Raw genomic sequence first — 11,074 nt, 5'->3', positions numbered from 1 at the left:
TTAACAGGGGTTGAATCATGAAAATTAAACGTTTTTTTGCTAAAGATATGCGCACAGCACTTAAAGAAGTTAAAGATGAGTTAGGTGTTGATGCGGTTATTATGTCAAATAAAAAACTGGCTAACGGTGTAGAAATTGTAGCGGCAGTTGATTATGACAAAGCAGCCCCTAAAGTAGCAGCGCAACCACAACGCCCTGCAGAGCCGCGTACTCAGGCGCCACAACAAAGCATGCATAACTTTGTAAAACCAGAGCCACAGCGTGCCAAGCCTGAGCCTCAAGCAAAAGTTGCTGACAGCCTACAAGCATTATTAGAGCGTCAATCACCGCGTCCTCGTTCTCCTGAGCTTGCATCGATGTTTTCACAATCGGGTATTGATACTACTGATAACTATCAAGAACCTGATATGGGGCAGCGTACTAAAAATATGTTTGCTCCTGAAGCTGCTGCGCGAGTTCGTCCACAAACTCAAGCGGATAGCTTAGGCTTTGATGATTTAGACCGCGACTTTGATGATTTAGATAGCCCAGTAACCACTCGCCAACAAGCACCTAATAATGAAAGCGAAGAAATGACAACAATGCGTGAAGAAATGAACGCAATTCGTCAATTACTTGAGCACCAAGTATCAGGCTTGATGCAGCAAGATATGGCGCGTCGCGATCCAACACGCGCTTGTATGGTTGACCGTTTAGTCGGTATGGGTATCGATAAAGAAGTAGCACAGCAAATGGCATGTTTTGTACCTGATGATGTGTCTCGTAAGCAAGGTTGGAAAGCATTGTTAACTATGGTCGAAGATCAAATGCAAACAACCAATAATGAAATACTTCGCCAAGGTGGTGTATATGCGTTAGTGGGTCCAACAGGTGTGGGTAAAACAACGACTGTTGCTAAGCTTGCAGCTCTAGGCGCACAAAAATATGGTGCCGATAAAGTGGCGTTAATAACCACTGATACATACAGAATTGGTGCTTATGAACAACTTGCAACATATGGTCGTATTATTGGTTGTGGTGTTAAGCAAGTTAAAGATGCTAATGAATTAGCTGAAGTTTTATATCATTTACGAAATAAACGTCTAGTATTAATTGACACAGCAGGTATGAGCCAGCGAGATTTACGTTTAACTGAGCAATTAAACACGTTAATGCGTAACCAACGTGTAGATATTCGCAGCTACTTAGTACTTAGCGCGACAGCACAAATTAATGTATTGCAAGAAACTGTACGTCACTTTAAAAAAGTACAGTTAAGTGGCTGTATTTTCACTAAGTTAGACGAATCATTAAGTTTGGGTGAGATTATTAGTATTGCGATTCAAAATCGCCTTCCAATAGGGTATCTTACTAATGGTCAACGAGTACCAGAGGATATTCGTGTTGCAAATGCTGAGAAACTAGTTAAAAAGGCTGAGCAATTATATTTAAAAAGAACAAAAGAACAACATTCAAGGCACCAATCAGTGGCGCCAAGCACAGTAGGGATGTATGATTAACACAGTATTAGATCAAGCAAGCGGCCTGCGCAAAATGAGTCAAAACAATAACAACGGCGTAAAAGTTATCGCTGTAACCGGTGGTAAAGGTGGAGTAGGGAAAACAAATGTTTCTCTAAATACAGCTATTGCACTTGGGCAGCAAGGTAATCGAGTATTAGTGCTGGATGCTGACTTGGGTTTAGCAAACTGTGATGTGATGCTTGGTTTACGTGTAGAGCGTAACTTGTCACATGTCTTGTCTGGTGAATGTGAGCTTGATGAAATTTTAGTTGAAGGCCCTGCAGGAATTAAAATTGTACCCGCTACATCGGGTTCGCAAAGTATGGTTGAATTATCACCATCTGAGCATGCTGGGCTAATTCGTGCGTTTAGCGAATTGAATACCGAATTTGATATTTTAATTGTAGATACAGCTGCTGGTATTTCAGACATGGTACTGAGCTTCTCGCGTGCAGCGCAAGATGTAATGGTTGTTGTATGCGATGAGCCGACATCAATCACCGACGCTTACGCACTTATTAAAGTATTAAGTCGTGAGCACGGCGTTTATAAATTTAAAATTGTTGCCAATATGGTGCGCAGTATGCGTGAAGGCACTGAATTGTTTGCAAAGCTATCTAAAGTTACCGACCGCTTTTTAGATGTATCAATGGAGCTAGTAGCAACGGTTCCTTATGATGAAAATATGCGCAAAGCAACACGTCGTCAAAAAGTAATAGTAGAGCTCTTTCCAAATTCGCCAGCCGCTCTTGCGTTTAAAACGCTGGCAACAAAAACAGTTAAATGGCCAATACCCAACCAACCATCTGGGCATTTAGAGTTTTTCATTGAGAAACTAGTAAACGGTTAATTATGACAACACTGGTGAATAGAGCTATGGGATATCAATCAACACAAAATTTAAATGTGATTGTTGAGAAGCATGCATCACTTGTTAAAAAAGTGGCATGTCATCTAATTGCTCGATTACCACCTAGCGTTCAACTTGATGATTTAATTCAATCAGGAATGATAGGCTTAATAGAAGCTTCGAAAAACTTTGATGCAACAAAAGGCGCAAGCTTTGAAACTTTTGCAGGTATTCGTATTCGCGGTGCTATGCTTGATGAAATGCGCCGTGGTGATTGGGCTCCTCGTTCAGTTCACCGTAAAAACAGGCAAGTTGCAGAAGCAATTACTGAGCTCGAAAGTAGTCTGAACCGCGAACCAACGGACATAGAAGTTGCTGAAAAACTTGAAATTTCGCTCAATGAGTACCATCATATTTTAAATGATGCGAATACGAGTAAAATATTAGGCATTGAAGACCTTGGTGTAGATGAGGATGTTATTACTCCTGTAGGCCAAGATTTAGCACAAGATAAACCTTTTAATAATGTTAAAAATGATAGGTTTAATGAGTCTTTGCTAAGTGCAATTAAGTCATTACCAGAGCGTGATGCGATGGTGCTTTCTTTGTACTACAACGATGAAATGAATTTAAAAGAAATAGGACATATACTCGATGTAAGTGAATCGCGTGTAAGTCAGATACATGGTCAGGCGATGATTAAGCTTAAAGCTAAAATCAATGACTGGATAAATTAGTAGTAAGTAAACAAAGGTTAATACCTCACTGGGGGATGTTTTGGATAAAAACATGAAAATTCTTGTAGTTGATGATTTTTCAACGATGAGACGCATTATAAAAAATCTGTTACGTGACTTAGGTTTCACTAACGTTCAAGAAGCTGATGATGGGTCTACAGCTTTGCCTATGTTGCAAAATCAAGTGTTTGATTTTGTAGTTACGGATTGGAATATGCCTGGAATGCAGGGTATTGATCTTTTAAGAGCAATACGTGCAGACGAGAAGTTAAAACATATCCCTGTATTAATGGTAACGGCAGAGGCTAAAAAAGAACAAATAATAGCTGCAGCGCAAGCTGGTGTTAATGGTTATATTGTTAAGCCATTTACGGCTGGAACATTAAAAACTAAATTAGAAAAAGTATTTGAACGCTTAGGCTAATGATGGGGGAGAGGCTTATGCCAGCACCAGCTGCGCCTCAAATAACGTTAGAACAAGCTCGTCAGCTCGTTGTTTTTTTAGAAAATGATGAGCAAGACAAAGCAAATCAGTTGATTTTAGAGGCTGCATCTAAAGAGCAGTCTGAATTATTTGCTGAAGTTGGAAAGTTGACTCGTCAACTGCACGAAGCCCTTAAAAGTTTTGAGCTTGATACTCGCTTAACTGATATAACGACAGATGCGATTCCAGATGCTAAAAAGCGGCTTAATTATGTTATAGAAATGACAGAAAATGCGGCTAATAAAACAATGGATGCAGTGGAAGCGAGTCTTCCTATAGCCCAACAGTTAGCGGACGAAATATCTCATATTAAACCGACATGGGATCGTTTAATGAGCCGCGAGATTGAGCTTGGTGAGTTTAAGCAACTTTGCCATAGCATCGATAAGTTTATGAACAACTCTCATCATAAGACTGATGAGCTTCAAAACTTAATGACAAATGTACTAATGGCTCAAGACTATCAAGACTTAACAGGTCAAGTTATTCGCCGTGTTATCGAACTTGTTAGGGAAGTAGAAGAAAGTTTACTTCATCTTTTAACTGCGTTTGCTGAACAAGACGACACTAACAGCACCGCGAATAAAGTAGAACAACAAAAAATAAAAGAACCAGTTGCCACACAAACTTTAGCAGGTCCTGAAGGCCCTATTATTGATAAAGAATCGCGTAATGATGTTGTATCTGATCAAGATGAAGTTGATGATCTTTTATCAAGTTTGGGCTTCTAAGAGGAGAGTAACTGCATGTTTGAAGTCGATGAAGATATTTTACAAGACTTTCTTGTAGAGGCTGGAGAAATCCTAGAGCTTTTATCTGAACAGTTAGTTGAGCTGGAAAATAATCCAGAAGATACCGAGTTACTAAACGCTATATTTAGAGGTTTTCACACTGTAAAAGGTGGTGCAGGCTTTTTAGCTATGACAGAACTTGTTGATGCTTGTCACGGTGCTGAAAACGTATTTGATTTACTACGTCAAGGCGTGCGAACAGTCAACTCAGAGTTAATGGATGTTATTTTACAAGCACTAGACACCATTAATGAGATGTTTGCGACTATCCAAAACAGAGACAAGCCTGAACCTGCAGATCCTGAATTACTTCATACTCTTCATATCTTAGGTCTACCTCCAACAGAAGCCGAAGCCACTGAAGCCTCTTCACAAACAGAGGTTGAACAACCTCATAATGAAGTGGTGGATACACCGGTAGCTGATGATGAAGATCCGTTTGCATTTGATGAACTATTTAGCGGAGCGCCTTCGGTTAGCGATGCTGAAATAGATGAAATCACTGAAGACGAATTTGAAAGCTTACTTGATGAGCTGCACGGTAAAGGACAAGGTCCTGCAGTTGAAAAACCAGTAGCAAGTAGTAGTGATTTTAGTGGTGATATTACTGATGATGAATTTGACAGCTTATTAGACGAGTTACATGGTGTTGGCAGTTTTGGTGAAGTTACGAGCAAACCTGAACAAAATGATGCCAATAAAACACCTGTAGAATCTGCTATACCAGCTGTAAATACAGTTAATTCATCAGATGATGAAATTAGTGATGACGAATTTGAAGCGCTTCTTGATGAACTTCATGGTAAAGGCACTGCTCCTAAATCGATAGAAAGTGCGCCAGCTGCAAAACAACCTGAACCTGTTTCACCGCCAGCTAAACAAGTGAGTGAACCAGTAAAAAAAGCTGAGCCAGCTAAAGCTCCTACTCCAAAACCAGTTGAAAAAGCGCCAGAGAAGCCAGTAGCTAAAGTACCACCAGCAGCTCCAAAAAAATCAGCGCCACCAGCAGCAGAGACCACTGTTCGCGTAGATACAAAACGACTCGATCAAATTATGAATATGGTTGGTGAGTTAGTTCTTGTACGAAATCGTTTGGTTAGTTTAGCGACTAACTCAGACAGTGAAGCGATGGGTAAAGCAATCTCTAACTTAGATGTAGTGACTGCGGATATTCAAGGTGCGGTTATGCAAACGCGAATGCAACCAATTAAGAAGGTATTTGGTCGCTTCCCTCGCGTTGTACGCGACTTAGCACGTAGCTTAAATAAAGATATTGATTTAAAACTTATTGGTGAAGAAACCGATCTAGATAAAAACTTAGTTGAAGCACTTGCCGACCCGCTTGTGCATTTAGTTAGAAACTCAGTTGACCATGGTATTGAAATGCCCGCTGTTCGTGAAGCAGCTGGTAAGCCTAGAACAGGTAATGTTACTTTATCAGCGTCTCAAGAGGGCGACCATATTTTGCTAACCATCAAAGATGATGGTGCAGGTATGGATGCTGAAAAACTGAAAAAAATTGCAATTAGTAAAGGCGTACTCGATCATGACCAAGCGAGTCGACTTTCTGACACCGAAGCATATAACCTGATTTTTGCACCTGGCTTTTCTACAAAAGAAGAAATATCTGATATTTCAGGCCGTGGTGTAGGAATGGACGTAGTTAAAACTAAGATCACGCAACTTAATGGCTCAGTAAGCATTCAGTCTGAACTTGGTGTCGGTACTATTTTAGAAATAAAAGTACCACTTACCTTGGCTATATTACCGACATTAATGGTCGTTGTTGGCGCACAAACATTTGCGTTACCACTGGCTGGTGTTAGTGAGATATTCAATTTAGATTTAACGAAGACGAATGTAGTTGATGGGCAATTAACAATTATTGTGCGTAAAAAGGCGATACCGTTATTTTACCTTGAGCATTGGTTAGTAAAAGACTCAGATCGTTCTCAGCGAAAATCTAAAGGTCACGTCGTTATTGTACAAATTGGTACGCAACAAATTGGTTTTGTTGTTGACTCATTAATTGGCCAAGAAGAAGTAGTGATTAAGCCGCTTGATGCGTTACTTCAAGGAACGCCAGGTATGGCAGGCGCTACAATAACTTCAGATGGCGGCATTGCACTGATTTTAGACGTTCCAAACATGTTAAAACATTACGCAGGCTAATAATAAAGTAGGTATATATTTAATATATACCTACGCATAAATTTAATAAGAGAGCTAAATGGCCGTTAAAGTTTTAGTTGTTGATGATTCAAGCTTTTTTCGCCGTAGAGTAAGCGAAATCCTTGAGCAAGATAGCGATATACAAGTTATAGGCTTTGCTGTTAATGGCAGAGAGGCTGTTGAGAAAGCAGCTCAATTGCGTCCTGACATGATCACCATGGATGTCGAAATGCCTGTGCTTGATGGTATTAGCGCAGTTAAAGAGATAATGGCGAGTAACCCAACTCCTATCTTAATGTTTTCATCACTTACACGTGATGGTGCAACAGCAACGTTTGATGCGTTAGATGCTGGCGCAATGGATTTTTTACCGAAAAAATTTGAAGATATTGCGCGCAATAATGAAGATGCAATTAAGCTTTTGCAAAGTAAAGTAAAAGATATAGGACGAAGACGTTTACCGCGAACATTTAGAGCGGCAACACCAGCTAAACCAGTCATTTCAACGAAACCAACAAGTTCACTTTCGCAAAGAACAAGCACATCAACAACTCAAATCAAGCAGCCTGATAGAAGCTTTCAAAGAGCTGCGCCTGTTGCATCGACAAGTTCAAATGTTGCCTCAATGCGAGCAAGTGGAAAACAATATCAACTTTTAGCTATTGGTACTTCTACAGGTGGTCCTGTTGCTCTGCAAACTATATTGACTCAATTGCCTGCTAGTTTTTCTCTCCCTATTTTACTTATTCAGCACATGCCCGCTGCATTTACACCTGCGTTTGCAGCGCGCTTAAACGGTTTGTGCCAAATAAAAGTGAAAGAAGCACAACAAGGCGATCGCTTACAACCAGGAACTGCTTATTTAGCGCCTGGCGGGCAGCAGATGATGGTAGAGGGGCGTGGAGCAAATAGAACGCTGCGCGTATTTGAAGATCATAGCGAGAGAATAAGTTATAAACCAAGCGTAGATGTAACGTTTGCTAGTGCAGCTAAAACGTATCAAGGCGATGTACTTGCTATTGTTTTAACAGGTATGGGCGCTGATGGTCGTGATGGTGCAAGAATGTTAAAACAAACGGGGGCAACTATTTGGGCACAGGATGAGAAAAGCTGTGTCGTTTATGGAATGCCCCAAGCAATTGCTAATGCGGGGCTTTCAAGTGAAAGCTTAGCATTGAGCGATGTTGCAGCACGTATAATGAGAGAGGTAGGTTGTGGATAAACTCTCAATATTTGGACTATTGGTAGCACTTGGTGCAATAGGTTTAGGCTATTCTTTAGAAGGCGGTGTTGTTTCAGCTTTATTTAATGGCCCTGCGCTTATTATTGTACTTGGTGGCACGCTTGGCGCTGTTATGTTGCAAACCTCTGCTAGCACATTCAAAAAAATGCTAAATATGAGCTCGTGGGTTTTTGTTGCACCACAATACGATATTGAAGACGCAATAGAGCAAGTTAAACGATGGTCTCATAAGGCACGTCAAGAAGGTTACTTAGCGCTTGAGAATGAAGCTTTAGCTCACCCAGATGCGTATGCAGCAAAAGGTTTAAGCTTACTTGTCGATGGCTGCTCAGAGCAAAAACTACGAGACACGCTTGAAATTGATTTACTGCTAGAGCGCGATCGTTTGCTTGAAGCCGCGCGTGTTTATGAAGCAATGGGGGGTTACAGCCCTACCATTGGTATTTTAGGTGCGGTGCTTGGCTTAATACAGGCAATGTCGTTTATTACCGATCCACAAATGCTTGGCGCCGGCGTTGCAACGGCATTTATTGCGACCATTTATGGTGTTGGTTTAGCTAATTTATTGTTTTTACCTATGGCAAATAAGTTAAAACAGCGTGTAGAGCAAAAAATGCTTTACCATGAAATGCTTGCTGAAGGCGTTATTGCAATAAGCATAGGTGAAAGCCCAGTAAATATAGAATTAAAGCTTGAAGCCTATCGTGTAGAGCGCCCTAATTTAGTGGACGAATAACATGTTACGCCGACGACTTCGTCACTCTGCTGCTAAAAGTCAACATACCGAACGTTGGCTTGTATCGTATGCCGATTACATGACTATTATGTTTGCTTTTTTTGTGGTTCTGTATGCGATAGCGATTAATAAAGAAGAACAATTCCAAATATTGTCAGATTCCCTTGAACAGGTTTTTGATAAGTCAGCTCGCCAATACTCCCAGCAAGGTGAAGGTGTCAACGGTAATGGAATATTGACAGATAGAGTGACACCTGAACAAGAAGTTCTTTATGGCGAAAGTATATTAAAAGAAGAGCAAGGTCCTGAGCTACTCGACGGCCAAAGTGATACAAGCAATATCCAGCAAAAGTATTTAGGCAAACCTCTTGATAGTTTATTAATTAAATTACAGTCAGCGCTTATTGATGAAATCCGTGATGGAGAAGCCAGTTTAGAGCTTAACCAAGATTGGCTGATTATAGAGCTAAGCTCAGGTATGTTATTTTCAAGCGGTAGTTCAGTTGCACACTCTCGAGCAAAGCAGGTCGTCAAGATTGTTAGAGATATTATTGCACCAGTAGATAACTATGTAAGAGTACGAGGTTATACTGATGATGAAAGTATTCGTAATGAGATATTTCGTTCGAACTGGGAACTGTCGGTAGCTAGAGCCACGTCAATTTTAGTAGAGCTGGAAGCATTAGGCATTAATTCAGCTAGAATGGCGATAGAAGGTTATGGCCAATATTCACCTTTTGCAAGTAACGATACAGAACAAGGGCGCGCAGAAAATCGTAAAGTTGTTATCGCACTTTCTAAGTATGGATTACCGCCAAAACAAGAGGTTAAAAGTGACGGGCAAGCTGATGAGCCTGCAGTGATTGAACCTGAAATTGAACTTCCTTCAGATGACGATACAATAAAAGTAATTCGTTTGCCTCATGGCGGTATTCGCATAACAACGCGCAATGAACAGTAATTAGGATGTAATGTGAAGATTTGGACTGTCGCTAATCAAAAAGGAGGGGTTGGTAAAACAACAACCGCAGTGAGCCTTGCCGGTATTTTGGCATTACAAGGTAAACGTGTATTGCTTATAGATACAGACCCTCATGCGTCACTCACTTATTACTTTGGCATTGACTCAGAGGATTTAGAAGTCAGTGTGTACGATATTTTTGCCCGTGGTACAAGTATGCAAAGTGAAGAGATACTCCAAGCTTTGTGTCCATCAACACTTCAAAACTTGGATATTTTACCTGCGACTATGGCAATAGCTACGCTTGATCGAAGTATGGGTAATAAAACAGGGATGGGGTTAATACTAAAAAAAGCGCTTGCAAAAATTAGCGAACATTACGATTATGCCATTTTAGATTGCCCTCCAGTTTTAGGGGTGTTAATGGTCAATGCGCTTGCAGCAAGTGAGCGAATTTTAGTGCCAGTGCAAACGGAGTTTTTAGCACTCAAAGGGCTTGATAGAATGATGCGTACTATGGATTTGATGCAATCCTCTCAAGCAAAAGATTATCAATATACTATAATTCCTACCATGTACGACAAACGTACTAACGCATCGTTAGAAGCATACAAAACATTGCAAAGTACATATGGTGATAAAGTTTGGCCAGGTGTGATACCGGTGGATACCAAATTTAGAGATGCAAGCTTTGCACAAAAAGTACCTGTAGAGTATTGTCCTCGCTCGCGCGGTGTATACGCATATAAAGCACTGCTAGAATATTTAATTGAACAAGGTTAATGAATGAGTAAGCAATTGTTTGCTAATGAAAAAGTAATGAAACAATACCTCGGGGCTTTGTTATGTGAAGATGAGCCTGTAGATATCCTTGAGCCAGTTGCAAAATTACTTGAGCGAATCCCAGATGATTCACAACAGCATATTCATTCAAAACCTAAAGAACAATTAAAAGCAGCAGAGAGTACATTTGATAATGACTTGCTCAATGTTGAAATTGAGCCAATAGCTGAGCCAGCGTTTGAAACTGAAAAAGTTAATGAAGTGGTTGACGAGGAAGTAATAGCACCTGCAATTACTACTATAGAAAAGCCAGAGCTGGAGATTGTAACTACTAGCCAATCAGACTATTTTGATGGTGAATTTCAGGCATTGTTTTTTGAAGTTGCTGGCTTGACCTTGGCTGTGCCATTAAAAGCACTTGGTGGAATACATCAATTAGGTGAAGTAAATCATTTGTTTGGTAAGCCGAAATGGTTTAAAGGCGTTATGCTCAACAGAGAAGAAAAGCTTAATGTTGTTGATACTGCGCGCTGGGTTATGCCAGAAAAATATGATGATAAATTAGAGGCATCTTTAGATTATCAATATTTGATTACACTAGGTGATAGCCAGTGGGGTTTATTAGCTGAAAAGTTGATAAATAACATTACATTGAGTAAAGAAGATGTAAAATGGCGTACAAATAAAAGCAAGCGCCCATGGCTTGCTGGCGTTATAAAAGAAAAAATGTGTGCTTTGATAGACGTAGATAATTTAAATATATTATTAGAGAAAGGCTTAGATAGCCGTCAGTAGTAATGACCATTACGGGGTAA

At 40.2% G+C, this 11,074-nt stretch carries 11 protein-coding genes; all 11 read left to right on the top strand.

Annotation, left to right across the window (positions count from 1 at the left end):
- Positions 1-17: 17 nt before the first annotated feature.
- Genes flhF through H5090_RS08470 form a run of 11 tightly spaced genes read left to right on the top strand, consistent with a single transcriptional unit; the run spans position 18 to position 11,054 of the window.
- Positions 18-1,499: a flagellar biosynthesis protein FlhF gene (gene flhF / locus H5090_RS08520; protein ID WP_182695472.1), complete on the top strand. Its 1,482-nt coding sequence runs from the start codon at positions 18-20 to the stop codon at positions 1,497-1,499.
- The gene (locus H5090_RS08515) at positions 1,492-2,352 is read left to right on the top strand and encodes a MinD/ParA family protein (protein WP_182695471.1); all 861 of its coding nucleotides are present in this window, start codon (positions 1,492-1,494) and stop codon (positions 2,350-2,352) included. Before flhF ends, H5090_RS08515 begins: the two co-directional genes overlap by 8 nt.
- 26 nt (positions 2,353-2,378) lie before the next feature.
- Positions 2,379-3,089, top strand: a complete 711-nt coding sequence (locus tag H5090_RS08510) for an RNA polymerase sigma factor FliA (protein WP_002959310.1) — start codon at positions 2,379-2,381, stop codon at positions 3,087-3,089.
- Between the two features lie 40 nt (positions 3,090-3,129).
- Complete coding sequence (cheY, locus tag H5090_RS08505) at positions 3,130-3,513, top strand: chemotaxis response regulator CheY (protein ID WP_004588308.1); 384 nt, start codon at positions 3,130-3,132, stop codon at positions 3,511-3,513.
- Between the two features lie 17 nt (positions 3,514-3,530).
- Positions 3,531-4,304 (top strand): protein phosphatase CheZ, encoded by a 774-nt coding sequence (locus H5090_RS08500; protein ID WP_024595388.1) that lies wholly within the window; start codon positions 3,531-3,533, stop codon positions 4,302-4,304.
- Positions 4,305-4,319: 15 nt separating this feature from the next.
- Positions 4,320-6,536, top strand: coding sequence for a chemotaxis protein CheA (locus H5090_RS08495; protein ID WP_182695470.1), 2,217 nt, complete (start codon positions 4,320-4,322; stop codon positions 6,534-6,536).
- 58 nt (positions 6,537-6,594) lie between these two features.
- A complete protein-coding gene (locus H5090_RS08490; protein WP_182695469.1) occupies positions 6,595-7,758 on the top strand; it encodes a chemotaxis response regulator protein-glutamate methylesterase in 1,164 nt (387 codons plus the stop codon).
- On the top strand, positions 7,751-8,515 hold the full coding sequence (locus H5090_RS08485) for a flagellar motor protein (RefSeq protein WP_024595391.1): 765 nt from the start codon (positions 7,751-7,753) through the stop codon (positions 8,513-8,515). Before H5090_RS08490 ends, H5090_RS08485 begins: the two co-directional genes overlap by 8 nt.
- Position 8,516: 1 nt before the next feature.
- A complete protein-coding gene (locus H5090_RS08480) occupies positions 8,517-9,476 on the top strand; it encodes a flagellar motor protein MotB (RefSeq protein WP_182695468.1) in 960 nt (319 codons plus the stop codon).
- 12 nt (positions 9,477-9,488) lie between these two features.
- Positions 9,489-10,259, top strand: coding sequence for a ParA family protein (locus tag H5090_RS08475; RefSeq protein ID WP_182695467.1), 771 nt, complete (start codon positions 9,489-9,491; stop codon positions 10,257-10,259).
- A gap of 3 nt (positions 10,260-10,262) precedes the next feature.
- On the top strand, positions 10,263-11,054 hold the full coding sequence (locus tag H5090_RS08470; RefSeq protein WP_182695466.1) for a chemotaxis protein CheW: 792 nt from the start codon (positions 10,263-10,265) through the stop codon (positions 11,052-11,054).
- Positions 11,055-11,074 lie beyond the last annotated feature (20 nt).

Origin of the sequence: Pseudoalteromonas sp. SR43-5 (assembly GCF_014163835.1) — a bacterium.
Classification (GTDB): Bacteria; Pseudomonadota; Gammaproteobacteria; order Enterobacterales; family Alteromonadaceae; genus Pseudoalteromonas; species Pseudoalteromonas distincta.
This window is presented reverse-complemented; position numbering and strand designations above follow the sequence as displayed.

Excerpts from the sequence above, each read along its gene's own strand:
- H5090_RS08495 (WP_182695470.1), top strand. The coding sequence starts at position 4,320 with ATGTTTGAAGTCGATGAAGATATTTTACAAGACTTTCTTGTAGAGGCT.
- H5090_RS08515 (WP_182695471.1), top strand. The coding sequence starts at position 1,492 with ATGATTAACACAGTATTAGATCAAGCAAGCGGCCTGCGCAAAATGAGT.
- H5090_RS08490 (WP_182695469.1), top strand. The coding sequence starts at position 6,595 with ATGGCCGTTAAAGTTTTAGTTGTTGATGATTCAAGCTTTTTTCGCCGT.
- H5090_RS08510 (WP_002959310.1), top strand. The coding sequence starts at position 2,379 with ATGGGATATCAATCAACACAAAATTTAAATGTGATTGTTGAGAAGCAT.
- H5090_RS08480 (WP_182695468.1), top strand. The coding sequence starts at position 8,517 with ATGTTACGCCGACGACTTCGTCACTCTGCTGCTAAAAGTCAACATACC.
- H5090_RS08470 (WP_182695466.1), top strand. The coding sequence starts at position 10,263 with ATGAGTAAGCAATTGTTTGCTAATGAAAAAGTAATGAAACAATACCTC.
- H5090_RS08500 (WP_024595388.1), top strand. The coding sequence starts at position 3,531 with ATGCCAGCACCAGCTGCGCCTCAAATAACGTTAGAACAAGCTCGTCAG.
- flhF (WP_182695472.1), top strand. The coding sequence starts at position 18 with ATGAAAATTAAACGTTTTTTTGCTAAAGATATGCGCACAGCACTTAAA.